Genomic DNA, 18989 nt, shown 5'->3' with positions numbered 1-18989 from the left:
TCAAATGTTGATCTTCTTACAAAGATTTTAGACACTATTGAAGAAGGGGTACTCGTTTCTAACGCAGAGGGATTATCGTAGGCCATAACCGGAAAGCAACCGAAATATTAGGTTTGAGTCCGGATTACCCGCTCGGAAAAAAGCTTGTCCATCCCAACTGGCGCCAGATCAATGCCAAGGGCGAGCCTTTAGGCGTTGAAGATCTGCCCAGTTCGATCACCAGATCTACCGGTAAAATTCAAAAGGATTTTATTGTGGGCCTGGAGGCGTCTGAAAAGAACATAAAATGGCTAAGTGTAAACACCCAAACGCTACATCATGATAATGTTGATTATGTGTTTTCAACCTTCATAGATATTACCGAAAAGCATAATCTGCAGGAGGAGGTTTCCCGGGCGAAAGAACGTTTGAAATATGCGTTGAAGGGAAGTGAGATTGGAGTATGGGAATACAATACCGAAGCCAGGGAGTTGTACTTTTCTAACGAATGGCGTAAAATAATAGGGTACGTGCCTTCAGAAGTGGATAATCCATACGAACAATGGGAGCAGCTTATTCATCCGGAGGATAAAGATTTCGTTCTTAAGAACGTGAATGATTGCCTCGCCAATTTGTCGCCAGGTTTTAAAATAGAATATCGTATAGATACACAAAAAGGAGATTATAAATGGGTGGGAGCTATCGGCAAGATCACAGCACGGGCCGAGGATGGTACGCCAAAACGCTTTTCAGGCACTATAAAAGACGTTACCGATCAGAAAAAGAGCGAGGAAGCGATTTTAGCGAGCGAACAAAAGTTTAAAAATGCGTTTCATTATTCGGCTGTAGGCATGGGGATAACCGATGTAGAGGGCCGTTGGATTGACGTCAACCCTGCTTTTTGTGAAATGCTGGGTTACAGTAAAACTGAACTGTCAAAACTTACTTTTCGTGAGATTACGCATCCTGAGGATCTTCCGGAGTGCAATCTTTATGTAGATAAGCTTAAAAAAAGCGAAATAGATACATTTAAGTTCGAAAAGCGCTATTTACACAAAAATGGAGGTATAGTGTGGGGACTACTAACAGCAGCGGTAATGTGGCGCGAAAATAATGTACCTAAAAGCTTTATTGCCCAGGTAGTTAATATCAGTAACACAAAGGCTTTAATAAGTCAGCTTGAAGCAAACAATTTGCAGCTGAATTTAACCACGATCGATCTCGAAAATAAGATTGAGCAACTGGAAGAGTTTAACCGCATTGTGGCCCACAACTTAAGAGGTCCGGTTGGAAACATTTTGCAGCTTACTGATATGATCAGTGAAGATGAAAGTCTTTCAGAACTGTATATGCCAATGTTGAAAGAGGCTACCGTGGGCTTAGACAGTACACTAAAAGAACTAATCAAGATCCTGGAAATTAAACTAAATGCTGATATTGCCTATCAGAAGTGTTCATTTGAAGAGATTATTTCCAACGTTCAGAAAATGTTAAATATCCAGATCCAAAACGAAAAAGTTTCTTTTAAAATGAACCTTGAAGTACCCGGGATTGATTATCCGACGGTGTATCTGGAAAGTATTTTGTATAATCTCATTACAAATGCTATTAAATACAGGAGAAAGAATGTTAAATCGCAGGTAGTTATTCACACCTATATAAAAGGTGGTAAAATAGCGCTTGAGGTTTCTGACAACGGTTTAGGGATAGATCTGCAGCGCTATGGCCACCAGATTTTTAAGCTGAATAAGGTGTTTCATAAAGGTTTTGACAGCAAGGGTATGGGGCTTTTTATCTTAAAAAATCAGATAGAGACTTTAGGAGGTACTATTAGCGTTACCAGCCAACCGAATCGCGGATCAACATTTGAAGTGATTTTTTAGGGATGGCAAACTCCAGTACGATAGCTATTATCGACGATGATAAAATATTTCATGCATTAACACGCCGGGTTATTGAAAATGCCGGAACTGACCAGATTCTTGAATTTTATGATGGCCAGGAGGCTTTTTCGTATATTTTAGAAAACCAGCACAACCCCGGGCAGCTACCGGATCTGATTTTTCTAGATATCCAAATGCCTTTCATGGACGGCTGGCAATTTTTAGAACAGTATGTTACAATAAAAATCGCCAAAGCCATAATAATCTATATCGTCAGCTCGTCCATCAGTTCTCTGGATCAGGAAAAATCACATCACTTTCCGGTTATTAAAGACTTTATTATCAAGCCCTTTACCCGGGAAAGGATTTTAGAAGTTTTGAGTGAATTTAAAGCTGAATAATGTCTATTGCGAATCGTATATCACCACTTTTTCAAATAGTGAACGGAACTCGTCAAGGAAGGCTTTGTGTATAGAATGTACCTGATAAATGTCGTGTCCGGCCAGATCATCAAATACAATAAGTAATGAAAATGTGTAAGTGGTATCAACAACAGGCCGCTCGATGGGTGCAGGAGTGCCGATATACACTGATTTAATCGTTTCAATGCCTTTTAACGATTCTAGTCCTGCTCTGAAATTATTTTTTTTCTCTTCTGAAGTATCGGCCTTGAGCCAAAACAATACGTGGTGTGTAAGCATGTGTATTTTACTGGTGCCGGCAAATATAAGAATTGAACTTAAAAACAGCAGGACTATTGAAACTCAAATATCAGACATTGGCGGCCGGGCGTTTGTATGGATATATAAAAAGCCGCGAAGTTTTTTGACTTCGCGGCTTTCTCCACTATTCGGAGATTACTTTAATTAAAGTTCCAGCTGGTAATCTGTCTTTCAAAGTCATCCCGTTTAAAATCGCAAACTCTTCAAGCCGGGCTGCAGGCGCGCCGAAAGTTCTTAATGCTTGTTCTAATGTAGTTGCCGAGCTAACTGTTTTAATTCGAACGCGTTCTGGCTTTTTATTAAGTTTGGCGGCGTCAGTTAATTGCTTAAAGCTTTGCATGGTATTGCTAAAGTATTGGCTGTAAGCATTAAAATTAGCGGCATTGCTTACACCCAGCATCAAGTAAATTGCATCGCCATATTGGATTAAATATGATAGTGTCCTTAAGGTACCTTGTTCCTGGCGCTGATCAGCCACCATCGCTATGGCTCTCAATCCGTTTACTGTTGTTTCCCTTGACTCTACAACGGTTAATTGGTTCTGCTGTAGCACCGCATTAGCCGCTTCCTGCAAGGATTTTCCGGGAGCCATTGTCAGCATCATCATAGCCTTTCCGTCACGTGGAGCCATTTGGAAAGTTTGGGGTGAGTTTTGGTGGGCCCAACCTGACGGGATCTGGAACTGAAATTTTAATACCGGGTGGTAAAAAGCGCTGTTTTCTACAAATCCCTGTTTAGGGTCTTCACCGTAAATCATCCCGTTAATTCTTTGCAGATAGCTGTTTCGGTTTACCTGTGGATTGTTAAGACTCAATTTTTGCTGCCATTCTGCCGCAAGTTTGGTAACGGTTGCATTTCTGCTTCCGGGATTTGGGTGAGAAGACAAGAAATCCGGTAACTCTTCCGCACCGCTTCTTGCTGAACTTCTTTCAAGGGTGGTGAAAAAATCGGCCATTTGCTGGGCATCATAACCAATTTTAGAGGAGTATTCTACTCCCAATTGATCTGATTGACGCTCATCGTCGCGGCCAAATTTCAAAAATAGTAAGCCAAGTCCCTGTGATGCTTGCTGAGCGAACTGTCCGAATTCGGGCGAGATCACCATTCCGGCAATTAATCCAATTTGGCCCAGCATGGCATTTCGTTGTTGTATAACCGAGTGTCTGGCAGTGATATGTCCGATTTCGTGCCCCAGCACGCCTGCAAATTGTGCCTCATCATTAAAATGCGCCATAATACCCCGCGTAAAGTATACATAGCCGCCAGGCACTGCAAAAGCATTTATTACTTCAGAATCTACAATTCTGAAATGATAATCTAAACTGGGTCTGTGCGATACAGCTGCCATGGCTTTTCCCTTTTGGTTGATGAAATCCTGCAATGCTTTATCTTCATATAAACCATACTGGGCTATAATTTGCGGGTCGGCCTCTTTTCCCATCGCTATTTCCTGTTCTTCAGACATTAATACCACCTGCTTCTTTCCGGTAACCGGGTTGACAGCGCAGGTATTCATCATAAACATAGTAGCTATTAAAGAGGGGATTAAAATATATCTTTTCATGATGTCTGGTGTAAAGGATGTGTTATGGTTATTATCTTATAGTTAATTATATGCAGTCAATATTCATACCAAAACGTTTCTTCTCAAGAAAGTGATTAAAAGCCCACCCTTTAACCCCTGATATCTATAGTACTGACCGCTTCGGGCTACAAGGCACCTGCATTTACCGGTCAGTTTTTACACAATTTTTTTCCAGCAATGTTGGTTATTAATTTAAACACTTCCGAGCTTGGAATGTATTAACCCTGTGATTAATTTAGGCACACACACTTCACACATAATGATCAAAGCTTACATTTCAATAGTCAGCATCCTTTTTTTAAGCAGCTGTTCGTCACTTTATATGCCCAATGTTCCTAACACGCCTATGCTTAGCACCCAGGGAGAACTGCATGCAAGCGGCCACATCTCGTTAAAAGGAAACGCAAGTTTAAATACCGCTTATGCGGTATCAAATAATTTTGCGGTTTTGCTAAACGGTTCCTTTATTAACAGAGAACAACGAAGAAAAGATTTTAGACAGAATCTTTTAGAGGTTGGTGGCGGGTATTTCAGCACTTTTGGTCCAGACAATAAACGCATTTTGGAAATTTATGGAGGCATAGGTAAGGGTAAGAGCGAACGTATTTTTAACAATGAGGATCCGGCAGGCGAGATGATTTACGACCGGCAAGAGATGAAATTTTCGAAAGGATTTATTCAGGTGAATTATAGTTCCAAAAAGGAAAAGAGTTTACGACTATTTGGCAAAAGTTTTCCCTTAAACTATGGTACCGCCATTAGGGGCAGTTACCTGAATATGAAGGAATTTAAACTGAATAATGTAAATCAGCCTCGTGAAGATAATATTTTTATAGAGCCTGTATTTTTTACCCGCATGCATTTAAGCGATGCCGTTCAGCTACAATACACTACAGGAAGTAATTTCGGATTGAAAAACCGGAAATACCTTACTGCGGGTAGTTCAGTTTTTAGTCTTGGTATTGTTATCAATGCAGGCAGGCTGGCTCCCTGATCATTTGATGTCCTGTTTGTGATCGTTGGTTTCGTAAACAGACACACACCCGTTTATATTGATAATCTCAGACGCTTTAAAGGCCTCGTCTGATGTCTGAACCTTTACGCACACAATGGAACCTCCCCCCGAAATACTCTCGTCGAGCGCCGCATCGTCGTTCTGCTTGCTGGATGAAAGATCGATCACATCCTGACTGAACCCTTCTTTGATAAGGTCGCTTATGGCATTTTCGGCTTCAAGGCTGTCGTCGAATACCCCGCATATTGTCTGGATATATTCTGGTGGTTTTGGTTTTTTGCCAAATAGTTTATCAAGGTCAAAGTGCAGATGGTTATAAAAGGCTTCCTCATCATTCAAAACATCATTGCCTGTAAGGCCTGAACCTTCTGCAAGCAGATCTTCTCCTGCATAAGCAAGCCGTACCATATTCTCTACACCTGGATTTACATGGCCTTTTTCATAGTCGGGCAAGGCATTTATCAAGTCGTGATTCAGCGCCGGGATATATAGATAATTGTCGTCGTCGTGTGGTTCTGCCGTACCTATCGGAGCCAGAATTCTCCTCAGATTTTCTTCCGTATCTTCGCTGTGGATTTCAATAACCAGATATCTGATCTTCTTTGATTGGACATCATACAAGAGTTCTACGACCCGGCCAATTTTGTGTTTGTTGCCGTCAAGCACCAGGAAATTTCTTAAATCATATTCCGCATCAATTTCAGAAATATCATGCGACCCCAGTTCATCCAGACGGGTATGTTTGTATAGAGCGTCAGACATCATGTTCAGATAGATTGTAAATATTAAACAGAGAGAAGAGCGTATTGTTGTGAAGGAGGTAAATTCTTTTGTTGCCGACTTTAAAGTCGATAAAAATGAAAAAAGCCTCCAAACGGGGAGAATGGAGACTTTTTTACTAACCAATTATAAACCGCAACAAAGATACGTCAATTATCAAGCTCGCAAAGTGCTGTACAGAAATTTAACAAAATTTTAACATTTGGCATTCAGGTAAGGCATAAACGAAAAAACCCTTGCTTTTTGGGCAAGGGTTAAAGGTTGTATTTGGTTAGTTTGGAATCTAAAGATACATAGAATTATGAATCTTGCAAATTTCTGTTAAAATTATTTAGCTAATTTGTGTTTTTCATAAAATCGCGACCACATAAATGTGCGATAAGAAATTTTAAATTCTAAAAAATACCCTCTCATAATTTCTTATCTTTCACCTGATGTCTGTGTTTATTGCCTCATTAAATTCGGGAAGTAATGGTAATTGTTATTATGTTGCAAATCAGCATGATGCAATTCTTGTGGATGCCGGGATATCTTGCCGGGAAACCGAAAGGCGGATGGATCGTCTGGGTTTATCGATGACGAAGGTGCGGGCGATTTTTGTTTCACACGAACACCATGATCACATTCGCGGTATTCCGGTTCTTGCGAAAAAGTATCAGATTCCCGTTTACATCACCACAAAAACATTGGATCATGGTAGTTTAACTCTCGATTCTCATCTTGTCAGAACGTTTAAGGCATATCAAAATATTAACATTGGCGATCTTGCGATTGCAGCTTTCCCAAAGTTCCATGATGCAGCAGAACCCCATAGCTTTATTATTAACTGCAAGGATATAAAAGTGGGTGTGTTTACTGATATTGGCGGGCCCTGTGATCACGTCATTCGCCATTTTAAACAATGTAATGCCGCTTTCTTAGAAGCTAATTACGATGATGAGATGCTGGAGAAAGGAAGCTATCCCTATCATTTAAAAAAGCGTATCCGCGGCGGTAAGGGTCATTTGTCTAACAAGCAGGCACTCGAGATATTTATCACTCACAAGCCAGCTTTTATGAGTCATTTATTATTATCGCATCTTTCGAAGGATAATAATTGCCCGGATCTGGTAAAAAATCTTTTTAGTAGCCATGCTGCAGATACCGAGGTAATAGTCGCCTCTCGTTATCAGGAATCGGCAGTTTATCAGATTGGATCTGGTTCTGCAATGCCAATAGCCCCGCATCGCCCCGCCGCAACGTTAACCTCTCAATATTCATTGTTTTAAACTACTCCTTAAATGAAAGTTGTAATTGCAGAAAAGCCCTCTGTGGCTCGTGAACTGGCAAAAGTATTTGGGGCTACCGCTAAGAAGGACGGTTATATCGAGGGGAAAAACTATTCCTTTACATGGGCATTCGGGCACCTTCTGCAGTTGGCTCCTCCGCAGGACTATGGTTTCTATGGCTGGCGGGCCCAGCATCTTCCAATGCTTCCACCTAAGTTCAAACTGGCAGTTCGCAAAATTAAGACTAAGGATGGTATTGTAGAAGATCCTGCTGTTCGGAAGCAGCTGGATACGATTAAGAGATTATTCGACGAAGCAACTGAGATTATAGTTGCTACCGATGCGGGAAGGGAAGGGGAGCTCATTTTCAGATATATATATTATTATTTGAAGTGCAAAAAGCCTTTTAGAAGGCTTTGGATATCTTCGCAAACGGATGAAGCGATAAAAGACGGCTTCAGAAATCTAAAACCCGGAACTGATTACGATACCCTGTTTTATTCGGCTCACTGCCGCTCGGAGTCTGACTGGCTGGTGGGCATGAATGCTACTCAGGCTTTAAGTATTTCGGCGGGAAACCGTGCCGTGCTTTCGCTGGGGAGAGTTCAAACTCCAACGCTTGCCATGATCTGCGCCCGGTATCTTGAAACAAAGAATTTTGTCCCCCAAACTTTTTACCAGGTGAGTATACAGCTCGCTAAGAATGGACAGTTATTTAAGGCGATTTCAGTAGATAATTTTAAAGATAAGGCTAAAGCTCAGTCCGTTTTTGACCAGGTGCAGGATGTTGCTTCCGGATTTCCAAACGGCGGGATGGTTGTAAATGTTGAAGCTAAAACCAAGAAAGAGCCACCTCCCTTGTTGCACGATCTAAGCAGCTTGCAGCAGGAAGCAAATAAGAGGAAGGGTTATACTGCCGATCAAACGCTGACTATCCTTCAAAATTTATATGAAAGTAAACTGATTTCTTATCCCCGTACGGGAAGCCGCTATATTGGTGACGATGTGTTTGCCGGAGTTCCTCAGCTTATAGAAAAGCTTAAAACCCATCCCGATTTCGGTAAGCAGGCAGAGTTTCTAGGAACCGTGCCGCTTAACAAGCGGAGTGTTAATGCAAAAAAAGTAACTGACCACCATGCTATTTTGCCTACAGGAGAAACGCCCGGATATCTGGCTGAAGACCGGCAGGCGGTTTACGATATGGTAATTGGCCGAATGTTAGAAGCTTTTCATAAAGAATGTATCAAGGATCTCACCAAGATAAGTATAGAATCGGGTGCTAAGTTTGTAGCCAACGGGACGGTGATTCGCTCGGCGGGCTGGCGCTCGGTGTATAACGAAACCGACGAAGAGAAGAAAGATGAGGATAACGCGACGCTTCCGAAGGTTGAAACCGGCGACCTGCTTCCGATTGAGGAAAAATCATTGCTCGAAAAACAAACTAAACCTAAACCGTTGTATAATGAAGCTACTTTATTAAAAGCTTTGGAGACCGCAGGTAAAGAAATTGAAGACGAGGAATTGCGTTACGCTATGAAGGACGGTGGATTAGGTACGCCCGCCACCAGGGCATCGATCATTGAAACACTTATAAAACGCGAATATATTACCCGGGAAAAGAAAAATCTGGTGCCTTCTCCAAAAGGCCTGGCTGTTTACGATGTAGTGAAAGATAAAAAAATTGCCCAGGCAGAACTAACCGGATCCTGGGAGAAGCGATTGGAAGAAATTCGATCCGGTGCATCGGTAAATGAATTCAAAGAAGAAATAAAAACCTATACCCGCACCATTACAGCGGAGCTATTAGAAGCCGGCAAAAGCTTGGCCAGTGTTCAATCTGCCTGATCAATAAAGCCATTTTAATAACAATGACTGGCTCATTCTGAAAGTTGTCATTTCTGGGGCTTCTTAGCTCAAAGGCAGGTCGTCCTTCTTGAGCCTGTATCAAAAATTATTGCCATAATTCTAATTCTGCTCGCTGTCGATCAGCGCAATGGCTAGTATGTGACGACTTTTAAGTAGCCTGTAAGTATAAGTCCTGAAAACCATCTTGTACCAGAGATGTTAAAACTCTAACCTATAAATTAAAAACATCTATTATGGCAACAAGAGGAGCAAAGACTGAGCGGAGGGAAGTGAACTCTTCTCAGGAATACGAAGTAAAATATCTTGCAGAAAAACTTGGCGTAAGCAGCCAGGCTATAGGTGGCGCTAAACGTGCTACCGGTTCAAACGACCGCAAGGTGATAGAAAAGTACATAAAAGATAAGAACAAATAATGCCAGCGGATCTCAAATCGGTAAGATCCTAACCTAAGTAAAGTTTCCGGCTATTGTGTTCCGTCCCTGCCAGGACGGGCTTTGACTCCCATTAGCATTGCCGGCAGGGCAATCACTTGCCGATTTGAGACTCTTCTTTTTTATCATATGGCTCTAGACAAATACAAACAGAAACGCCGGTTCGACATCACTCCTGAACCCATCGGAGGAAAAAACAAAGCCTCGAAGCTGCGTTTTGTGGTGCAGTTGCATCATGCCTCACACGTGCATTACGACTTTCGCCTCGAAATGGAAGGAATGCTTAAAAGCTGGGCGGTGCCTAAAGGGCCTTCGACGGATCCTGATGTAAAGCGCCTCGCCATGATGGTGGAAGATCATCCATTTGACTACCGGACTTTCGAAGGGATAATTCCCAAGGGCCAGTATGGCGGGGGTACGGTAATCGTGTGGGACGAGGGCACTTTTGAGCCATCAGAGTTTGAAGGGAAGAGTAAAAAAGAGCAGGAAAAACATTTGTTACATGGTTTGCACAGCGGAAAGTTCAAGTTTATTCTGCATGGAGAAAAATTAAGAGGTGAATTTGCCCTAGCGAAGGCGTTTGGCAGAGGCGAGAATAGTTGGCTTTTAATGAAAATTGACGATGAGTACGCATCTAAAAATGATATTACAAAAAAAAATAAATCAGTGCTTTCTGGGTTCACCATAGATAAAGTGGCAAAAACAAGTGAGAATGTCTGGAACAGCAATCGTTCCGAAAATGTTCAGGCAGGCGCCCTTGCCGGTAATCCTGATACAGATTTGAAAGTCCTTTTAAACGAGGCTAAAAAGGCTAAATTCCCCGAAGGGATCAAACCTATGCTGGCCACATTGGTGGATAAGCCCTTCGACGATCCGGATTGGGTTTATGAGATAAAGTGGGACGGATACCGTGCGCTGGCGTTCATCAATAACGGCGAAGTACAGCTTAACTCGCGCAATAACAAATCATTTAATGAGAAATTTTATCCTATATATCAGGCTTTAAGCAAATGGAAGATCAATGCAGTACTCGACGGCGAAATTGTAGTGCTGAATAATAATGGAATGGCTGATTTTGCGGCGCTTCAAAACTGGCGAAGTGAGGCAGACGGCGAACTGGTGTTTTATGTATTTGACGTTCTCTGGTTGGATAATAAGGATCTGACCGTCTTGCCGCTACAGAGCCGAAGAGAAATCCTGAACCAAATTATCCCGGAGGGAAATGAGAAAATACTTCTGAGTAAACTGTTTGAAGCCAGTGGTACGGAGTTCTTTGCAGCCGCAGATAAAATGGGACTGGAAGGTATTATCGCTAAAAAGCTGACCAGCCTGTACGCGCCCGATATCAGGTCAAAAGAATGGCTCAAAATAAAAACAGAGAAACGGCAGGAGGCAATTATATGCGGCTATACCAATAATGAAAATGGCCGGAAAAAGTTCAGCGCTTTGCTGATGGGCGTTTATGAAAATAATGCCTTGAAATATATCGGGCCAGTGGGAACCGGCTTTAGTGATAAATTGCAAACGGAGATTATTGAACGGTTAAAGCCATTCATAACGGAAGAATGCCCCTTTAGCGTAGTGCCCGAGTTTAACAAACCTTCGAGATTTCGACCTAACCCGCCCAAAGCTACAGCCACCTGGGTAAAGCCCAAACTGGTAGGGGAGGTTAGCTACCGCGAAATGACCCAGGACGGAGTGATGAGGCACCCTTCATTTAAGGGTTTACGCGAGGATAAGAACGCAGACGAGGTGGTTAGAGAGACTCCGGTTCATACGGCCGAGGTAATCGCAGAAGATCATGATTTTGTGAAGCAAAAGGTGATCACTCCTTTGAAAGGAAAGACCCGGAAAACTCTCCTTAACCCAAAAGATGAGACACAGGTGCGGAAGATAAACGGCCACGATCTCAAATTTTCAAATCTCAGCAAAATATACTGGCCTGAAGATAAGGTTACCAAACGTGATCTCCTGAATTACTATTATCAAATCGCGCCTTTCATCGTTCCTTATCTCAAAGACAGGCCCCAGTCGCTTAACCGTTTTCCTAACGGGATACATGGTCAGAGCTTTTATCAGAAAAATGTGCATGGCAAGGTTCCCGACTGGATAGCAACCTACCCTTATGAAAGTAACCGGGAAGGGCACGATAAAGAATTTATGCTCTGTACCGACGAAGCAAGTTTATTATACATGGCATCGCTGGGCTGCATCGAAATGAACCCCTGGCTCAGCACGGTACATAATCCCGATAACCCGGATTGGTGCATTATTGATCTGGATCCCGATAAAAATACTTTTGAACAGGTTATCGAAGCCGCACAGGTTGTAAAAGGTGTTCTCGATGAAATAGGGGTCGAGTCGTATTGTAAAACTTCCGGTTCTACCGGATTGCATATTTATATCCCGCTAGGTGCAAAATATTCTTATGACCAGTCGCAGATGTTCGCAAGGATGCTGGTTACCATTGTTCATAAGCAGATTCCGGGATATACCAGTATAGAGCGCTTAACTGCTAAGCGCGGAGGGAAAATGTATCTCGACTTTTTACAAAATCGTCCGCAGGCTACCATTGCCGGTCCTTATTCATTACGCCCTAAGCCCGGAGCGACCGTTTCAATGCCATTGTTATGGGATGAGGTTAAGCCTGGTTTGAGTATGCGCGACTTTACAATTTTTAATGCCGTTGATCGCTTGCGCGACATAGGTGATTTGTTTAAAGGCGTGATGGGTAAAGGTATCGACCTGGAAAAAACTGTTTTAAAGGCAAAGAGTGTCTTTGGAGGATAGCTCATGTTGCATCCGGTCATCCGAAGTTAGTCGAAAGCTGCCACTGTTTCCAATAATTTCGACAGATCGAAAGGTTTTTCAAGTATCGCATCACAGCCGTACGATCCCAGTGAATATAGAATTTGCGGATATCCGGAAATTATGATAACCGGTAAATCTTGGGTTTTGGGGTTGGTTTTTATCTGATGACAAAGTTCGCCACCGTTTATATGCGGAAGAATATAATCCATCAACACCAAATCTGGCTTGTGTTCTTCGATCAATTTGAAAATATCGCTGGCGTCCCCGGTTGCTATTACTGCATAATCGCTTAGCGCTTCCTGGATTACATTTCTTACAGCTTCATCATCTTCTACGAGTAAAATACGGTTCATTTTCCCTTAGAATAAAATAGAAGAATTGTTCAACATAAAATTTAAATTAAAAATTAATTGTTGAAGCAATAACGTGGAAGCTATCGATTGGTTTACCTGTCCGAAGAATTTTACAATCCCCCGATGCTGGCATAAAAAAAGGGAGCTATAAACTCCCTTTTCTTATTAACGGTCGAATTAAAACCGCGTTCCAATGGTAATAAAAATTCCATTTCTCGTCGATTTAAAAGAAGCGCTTGGGCTTGTTCCGTTGGTTACGAAGTATGGGCTGGTTTGAGAATTCATAGTGCTGCTTTGATAGGCTAGATCAATATTGATGTTCCCTGTTCTGTAGCCCGCTCCTAATGAATAAGTATGAATGTCCATGTCTTGGTCGGAATTTTCAAATGCAGACTGATTAAAAGCATAGCCGCCACGTAGCATAATTGGTGAAGCTGCCTTTATTTCTGCTCCAACGCGATAGTTAACAGCATTTGTATAATTGTTAACGATGTACCTGTTATCTTCTACAAATTCATTCGGATTGTCGTAGCCCTTGGTCTGTAGTTCCATTGAGCTGTAGTCTACAAATTCGATGTCTCCGGTTATGAATCCCAGTTTACTTTGAAAGAACGCGGCGCCAAGCGAAAATTTCGCCGGGCTTTTGAGTCCGTAGGTAAATTCGTCAAAGCTGATGTTGGGAGATCTCACAGTTTTATCCTGATACAAAGGGTTGTCTGATAGCCTGTTTTCGCTGCTTTCGCTGTAGTTCCTATCAATGGTATACCAGTTTGGTGATTGATAATTGGCACCTAGGCGAACATATTGGTTTGGCCGGTAAATCGCACCGAGCTTCAGGTTAAGGCCGTATCCTTCAGATCTGTACTGCTGATAGTAATTCGCTTCATAATTATCAGAAGTATTATCAGAATATGATATGGTTCCCGTTTCTCTAAATGAATTATCGGAGGTGTAATCAAGAGATAAGAATCCGAGACTTGTGCCGATGTAGAATTTATTTCCAATATTTACCCCTGCAGCAAGGTTCAACTCGGATTGTGAGCCGTTACGGATCAATATCTCATCTTGTGAACGGTTGGTTGAATTAGTGGTTGAAACGTAATTCGATCCGTCCAGATTAATTAGATTTGCCTCATAAGCGGCGTCTTCCAAGCTTCCTTCGTCCAGGGCGCCAGTATAATCGTTCGCTAAATCAGCGTAAAAGTCCGCGATAGAATTTTCCTCGTTTGGTCCCGCAAAGCGTATTTTATTTCCAAAATCATTGGTTTTATTATAGCCAATTCCAAAGTTTAAGCTGATGACACCCGATCTTAAGTCTTGACCTTTTAGCTTATTTAATGGAAGTACAAATACTGCTCCTGCGTTATTGATGTCGAAACGACCACGATTTGCGCTCGTATTTTGGTTGAAATAAGTGCCAGTAGATGAGTAGTTCATTATTTCTGTAGTTAGTGATAACTCAGAACGGGTGAATAGTCCAATTCCAGCCGGGTTTCCGCCGATAGAACTGATATCTCCTCCAACAGCTGTCTGTGCATTTCCTAGCGCCTTTAGCCGGGCTGACGAGCCATACTGATATTGTGAAAACCTTAAAGCGTCCACTGCGTCTTGCGCGTATGTATCCTGGTTAATTGCTATACCTGCAATCAACAAAAAAGAAAATATGTATCTCATGTTAGTTTCCCCCTCTCGATGGACGACTTGATCCTCCGCTACTGCTTCCGCCACCACTACTACTACTACCACTACTGCTTCCCCTGCTATTACCAGAACTGCTTGGTGGAGGGCTATAGGTTTCGCGGGTAGATGGAGGTGGAGTATACCGTTCCCGTGTGGTCTCGGTACGGGCAGGGCGTTCAGTTCGCGTTGACGGAGCTGGTCTGTCAGCGCTGGTTGTTGCTTGTCTGTCTCTGCCTGAATTAGAAGGCGTAGATGGACGAGGTCTGCCATTTCTGCCTTCAGTGTTTGTGTTATTATTATCGCCGCTTACCCGGTCGCCACCACGTGTAGACGAGCCTCTTGGCTGTCCGCCGGTAACAACAGTGCCCCGGCCATAAGAAGGCGAGGGTCTGTATGAATCGTTTCCTCCTCTGTTAGGGTGTCGGGCTCCGTTTGGACGAGTGCTGTAATATCCATCGTTGTAATATCCGCCACCGTATCCATATCCCGGATAGCTGTTATAATAAGAGTATGGCCCCCAATAGCCATTATTAAATCCTCCTCCGTAATATCCGTATCCATAACTATTCCATCTTGAATATCTTCCGGCACCTATCCAGATAGAAACACCTGGTCTGTAGAAGAATGGGTCATAGAAGAATGGGTCGTACGAATAGGTATACCACGGATTATAGCCGTAAGAATAATACCTGTCATAATATGGCCTGTAAGGCGAGTTATAATAGAACCGGTTTATCCTTGAACTATAGTCATGATAGTAATCATCATAATATTGGTCGTTGGACGTGCTTTCATCACGGTACAGCTCTTCATCTGTACGGTAGTTTTTCTCTCTTTCCGGCTGAGCCTGAGCTACAACGGGAACAATTTCCTTAGCTTTCGCTTCGGTATAATATACATCATCACCCGTATCGGCCTGCCTGGCAAGCTGAGTGGTGGAGCAAGAACTCAGCAGCAAAGCTGAGACTGCAAAGACCGGTAGTAGAAATTTTTTCATTGCGTTGTGTGTTAGTTTATAAAAGTGTGTGAGTGTTCTATAATCTAATTATTATTATAACGACGAAAACAATTGAAAATTGGTTGCATCATTAACTAAAATACCTCGACTACTTTTATAACTTTGCCGCCTTGGTATTTGTGTTTTAAAGTTACAGAAAAATATTATAAAAGCCACTATGAGTAAGGGTATTACAAGCAGAAAAGACGATTATTCTCAATGGTATAATGAACTTGTTACAAAAGCTGACCTGGCAGAACATTCTGCAGTAAGGGGATGTATGGTCATTAAGCCTTACGGTTATTCTATATGGGAAAAAATGCAAGCTGCTTTGGATAAGATGTTTAAGGATACAGGCCACTCAAACGCCTATTTTCCGCTTTTTATCCCTAAGTCTTTTTTTTCAAAGGAAGCCTCCCATGTGGAGGGTTTTGCGACAGAATGTGCAGTTGTAACTCATTACCGGTTGAAAAATGATGGTAACGGGAATATTATTGTCGATGAAGACGCCAAATTGGAAGAGGAACTGATCGTTCGTCCTACATCGGAAACAATTATTTGGAATACCTACAAGGGTTGGATTCAATCGTATCGCGATTTACCCATTTTGGTTAATCAGTGGGCTAATGTGGTGAGGTGGGAAATGCGGACACGACTGTTTTTGCGCACCGCCGAGTTTCTATGGCAAGAAGGGCATACCGCCCACGCTACACAACAGGAAGCCGTTGAGGAGGCTGAAAGAATGCTCGAGGTCTATGCAGATTTTGCCGAGAACTGGATGGCTGTACCTGTTGTGAAAGGAATTAAAACACCAAACGAACGTTTTGCCGGTGCTCTGGAAACCTATTGCATTGAAGCCTTGATGCAAGATGGTAAAGCATTGCAGGCTGGAACTTCGCATTTTCTGGGGCAGAATTTCGCGAAAGCATTCGATGTTAAGTTTACCAGTAAAGAAGGTAAGCTGGATTACGTTTGGGCAACTTCCTGGGGTGTTTCAACCAGGCTGATGGGAGCGTTGATAATGGCCCACTCTGATGATTCGGGTTTGGTTTTACCCCCTATGCTGGCGCCTATACAGGTTGTTATTGTACCTATTTACAAAGGCGACGAAGAATTTAAAGCAATCTCTGAAGTTGCCGATAATCTGAGCAGGGAACTCAAGGCTAAAAATATTTCTGTAAAGTATGACGATAGGGATACCCACCGCCCCGGATTTAAATTCGCCGAGTATGAGCTAAAAGGGGTTCCGGTACGGATTGCTTTGGGCGGGCGCGATCTTGAAAATGGTACTGCAGAAATCGCCCGGCGAGACACTAAAGAGAAGGAAACCGTAAGCAGGGATGGGCTTGCCGACAGGATAGAAAATTTGCTTGCCGACATCCAAAAGAATATTTACCAGAAAGCGTTTAAGTTTCGTGAAGAAAATACCACCGAAGTAAATTCTTACGAAGAGTTTAAACAGGTGTTAGACAGCCAGGCCGGTTTTGTGTCGGCGCATTGGGATGGTACTCCCGAAACTGAACAAAAAATAAAGGAAGAAACGAAGGCGACGATACGCTGTATTCCGTTGAATAATAAACAGGAAGCAGGGGTTTGTATCTACAGTGGAAAAGCATCTACTCAAAGAGTGTTGTTTGCAAGGGCATATTAAGAAAGAATGGAAAGTAATAAAGCAAAAATTATCAGAGATCTGAGATGGATAGGAATAGCCGAAGGAGTTAGTTTTCTTGTGCTATTGCTTATAGCCATGCCAATGAAATATATTTATGGAAACGCCATGCCGGTTAAGGTAGTAGGCTGGGCGCACGGGGCACTGTTTGTAATATATGTGCTGGCGGTTTTGCGGGCAACCCTGGCATTGAGCTGGAATTATAAACGCACAGGCTTATTTTTGGCAGCGTCATTTCTGCCTCTGGGGCCGTTTTTCTTTGATGGAAACTTAAGCCGGGAGCAGGAGCAATATTAAACAGAAGCTGGTTTAGCGCCAGCTTCTTACTCAGTTTCTACTTTCTTAAATTCTGAAGTTGTAAAGAATTCCACTTCGGGAAAATCTCTTTTGGCGAGATTAATCGCCCAGTCGTTATCTGCCAGAAATACCGGATTTGAATCTTTATCATAAGCAATATTTGATGCCCGGCGATAAATAATATCCTGCAAAATCTTTTTATCGCTGCAAGTTATCCAGCTCGATTTTCTGAAAGTGAGAGGACGGAAGGCGCATTTAGCCCCATACTCATTTTCCAGTCGGAAACTTATTACCTCAAATTGAAGTTCTCCCACGGTTCCTATTATTTTCCGGTTTCCGGGTTGCTGAACAAAGAGCTGAGCTACACCTTCTTCGGTTAACTGCTGGATGCCCTTTTCCAATTGTTTGGTTTTCATCGGATCACGGTTCTCTACCTCTTTAAAGATCTCGGGCGAGAACCTTGGAATGCCTTTAAACTGTAGTTTTTCGCCTTCAGTAAGAGTGTCGCCAATCTTGAAGTTCCCGCTGTCGTATAATCCTACCACATCGCCGGGCCAGGCTTCTTCAACCAGGCTTTTCTCATTTGCCATAAAATCCATCGGATTGGAAAATTTCAATTTTTTCTCAAGGCGGGTATGGTAAAAGAATTTATTTCGTTCGAATTTACCTGAACAGATTCTTAAAAAAGCTATCCGATCCCGGTGATTGGGATCGAGGTTGGCATGTATCTTAAACACAAATCCTGTAAAGTTCTTTTCAGTTGCCTCCACAACGCGGGTCTCAGCCTCGCGGGTTGAGGGGCTTGGAGCAATATTGATGAAAGTGTCCAGCAATTCCCGGATACCGAAATTGTTAATCGCACTCCCGAAAAATACCGGCGCAAGTAAGCCTTCAAGATACATTTCGGTATCTAGAGGACCGTAAATCCCTTCGATCAATTCCAGGTCGCCTGATAATTTATCCAGTTCTTTCTCTTTAAGATATTGTTTAAGAAGGTCATCCTGAAGATTTTTAACCTGTATTACAGGCTCGGTTACTTTAGCTTTATCCGGCTCGAAAAGGTTAAGCTGATTAGCATAGATGTTGTAAACTCCTTTAAACGTATACCCTTGTCCTATTGGCCAGGATTGCGGACAGACGCTGATTTTCAATGAATTTTCCAGTTCATCCAGCAGATCGAAAGAATCTTTTCCCTCGCGGTCCATCTTATTGATAAAGATAATAACCGGGGTGTTCCGCATGCGGCAAACCTCCATAAGTTTCTGCGTTTGCTCTTCCACCCCTTTTACGCTGTCTACTACCAAAATTACACTATCCACGGCCGAGAGGGTTCTGTAAGTATCTTCGGCAAAATCTTTGTGGCCCGGCGTATCGAGAATGTTAATGCGCTTGCCCTTATATTCAAATCCCATTACCGAGGTTGCCACAGAAATTCCTCTTTGCTTCTCAATTTCCATGAAATCGGATGTGGTATTCTGGTTGGCTTTGTTTCGTTTTACCGCGCCTGCCGTATTGATGGCGCCACCGAAAAGCAAAAACTTTTCAGTAAGCGTTGTTTTACCGGCATCGGGGTGGCTGATAATGGCGAAGGTTTTTCTTTTGTCTATTTCGGGATTACTCATAAAAATTTGGATGTGTACAAAGCAACGGGAA

Annotated in this window: 16 protein-coding genes; 9 read left to right on the top strand and 7 right to left on the bottom strand. The window is 42.6% G+C overall.

Going from position 1 to position 18989, the window contains the following annotated elements; genetic code table 11:
- The first annotated feature begins 113 nt into the window (after window positions 1–113).
- Window positions 114–1862 carry a PAS domain-containing sensor histidine kinase gene (locus J3P43_RS11645; RefSeq protein ID WP_255902529.1) on the top strand — a complete coding sequence of 583 codons (1749 nt, stop codon included), beginning with the start codon at window positions 114–116 and terminating at the stop codon, window positions 1860–1862.
- Between the two features lie 2 nt (window positions 1863–1864).
- Window positions 1865–2263 (top strand): response regulator, encoded by a 399-nt coding sequence (locus tag J3P43_RS11640; RefSeq protein WP_255902527.1) that lies wholly within the window; start codon window positions 1865–1867, stop codon window positions 2261–2263.
- 3 nt (window positions 2264–2266) lie between these two features.
- On the opposite strand, the gene J3P43_RS11635 is transcribed toward J3P43_RS11640, so the two are convergent.
- Window positions 2267–2563: a Dabb family protein gene (locus J3P43_RS11635; protein ID WP_255902525.1), complete on the bottom strand. Its 297-nt coding sequence runs from the start codon at window positions 2561–2563 to the stop codon at window positions 2267–2269.
- A gap of 145 nt (window positions 2564–2708) precedes the next feature.
- Window positions 2709–4148, bottom strand: a complete 1440-nt coding sequence (locus tag J3P43_RS11630; protein ID WP_255902522.1) for a M48 family metalloprotease — start codon at window positions 4146–4148, stop codon at window positions 2709–2711.
- Between the two features lie 280 nt (window positions 4149–4428).
- Between J3P43_RS11630 and J3P43_RS11625 the strand changes: the two genes are divergently transcribed.
- Window positions 4429–5163, top strand: a complete 735-nt coding sequence (locus tag J3P43_RS11625) for a hypothetical protein (RefSeq protein ID WP_255902520.1) — start codon at window positions 4429–4431, stop codon at window positions 5161–5163.
- Here J3P43_RS11625 and J3P43_RS11620 read toward each other — a convergent pair whose 3' ends face one another.
- Window positions 5164–5946 (bottom strand): hypothetical protein, encoded by a 783-nt coding sequence (locus J3P43_RS11620; RefSeq protein WP_255902519.1) that lies wholly within the window; start codon window positions 5944–5946, stop codon window positions 5164–5166.
- 452 nt (window positions 5947–6398) lie between these two features.
- On the opposite strand from J3P43_RS11620, the gene J3P43_RS11615 reads away from it, so the two are divergent.
- From J3P43_RS11615 to ligD, 4 genes are all read left to right on the top strand, one after another.
- On the top strand, window positions 6399–7232 hold the full coding sequence (locus tag J3P43_RS11615) for an MBL fold metallo-hydrolase (protein WP_255902517.1): 834 nt from the start codon (window positions 6399–6401) through the stop codon (window positions 7230–7232).
- Window positions 7233–7244: 12 nt separating this feature from the next.
- The gene (locus J3P43_RS11610; protein WP_255902515.1) at window positions 7245–9077 is read left to right on the top strand and encodes a DNA topoisomerase 3; all 1833 of its coding nucleotides are present in this window, start codon (window positions 7245–7247) and stop codon (window positions 9075–9077) included.
- A 254-nt stretch (window positions 9078–9331) separates the two neighbouring features.
- A complete protein-coding gene (locus J3P43_RS11605; protein WP_255902513.1) occupies window positions 9332–9511 on the top strand; it encodes a DUF3606 domain-containing protein in 180 nt (59 codons plus the stop codon).
- Window positions 9512–9658: 147 nt separating this feature from the next.
- Window positions 9659–12319 carry a DNA ligase D gene (ligD, locus tag J3P43_RS11600; RefSeq protein ID WP_255902511.1) on the top strand — a complete coding sequence of 887 codons (2661 nt, stop codon included), beginning with the start codon at window positions 9659–9661 and terminating at the stop codon, window positions 12317–12319.
- Between the two features lie 26 nt (window positions 12320–12345).
- Here ligD and J3P43_RS11595 read toward each other — a convergent pair whose 3' ends face one another.
- The 3 genes from J3P43_RS11595 to J3P43_RS11585 form a co-directional block, all read right to left on the bottom strand.
- Complete coding sequence (locus J3P43_RS11595) at window positions 12346–12693, bottom strand: response regulator (RefSeq protein WP_255902509.1); 348 nt, start codon at window positions 12691–12693, stop codon at window positions 12346–12348.
- Between the two features lie 177 nt (window positions 12694–12870).
- On the bottom strand, window positions 12871–14367 hold the full coding sequence (locus J3P43_RS11590; RefSeq protein ID WP_255902507.1) for an OmpP1/FadL family transporter: 1497 nt from the start codon (window positions 14365–14367) through the stop codon (window positions 12871–12873).
- Window position 14368: 1 nt separating this feature from the next.
- On the bottom strand, window positions 14369–15370 hold the full coding sequence (locus J3P43_RS11585; RefSeq protein ID WP_255902505.1) for a hypothetical protein: 1002 nt from the start codon (window positions 15368–15370) through the stop codon (window positions 14369–14371).
- A gap of 178 nt (window positions 15371–15548) precedes the next feature.
- Here J3P43_RS11585 and proS point away from each other — a divergent pair, with 178 nt between their 5' ends.
- Both proS and J3P43_RS11575 read left to right on the top strand, forming a co-directional pair.
- Window positions 15549–17021, top strand: a complete 1473-nt coding sequence (gene proS, locus J3P43_RS11580; RefSeq protein ID WP_255902503.1) for a proline--tRNA ligase — start codon at window positions 15549–15551, stop codon at window positions 17019–17021.
- Window positions 17022–17027: 6 nt separating this feature from the next.
- The gene (locus J3P43_RS11575) at window positions 17028–17336 is read left to right on the top strand and encodes a DUF3817 domain-containing protein (RefSeq protein ID WP_255902501.1); all 309 of its coding nucleotides are present in this window, start codon (window positions 17028–17030) and stop codon (window positions 17334–17336) included.
- Between the two features lie 26 nt (window positions 17337–17362).
- Here J3P43_RS11575 and J3P43_RS11570 read toward each other — a convergent pair whose 3' ends face one another.
- On the bottom strand, window positions 17363–18958 hold the full coding sequence (locus tag J3P43_RS11570; RefSeq protein WP_255902499.1) for a peptide chain release factor 3: 1596 nt from the start codon (window positions 18956–18958) through the stop codon (window positions 17363–17365).
- Window positions 18959–18989 lie beyond the last annotated feature (31 nt).

This window comes from Paradesertivirga mongoliensis (assembly GCF_024436395.1).
GTDB classification, from domain to species: Bacteria; Bacteroidota; Bacteroidia; order Sphingobacteriales; family Sphingobacteriaceae; genus Paradesertivirga; species Paradesertivirga mongoliensis.
This window is presented reverse-complemented; position numbering and strand designations above follow the sequence as displayed.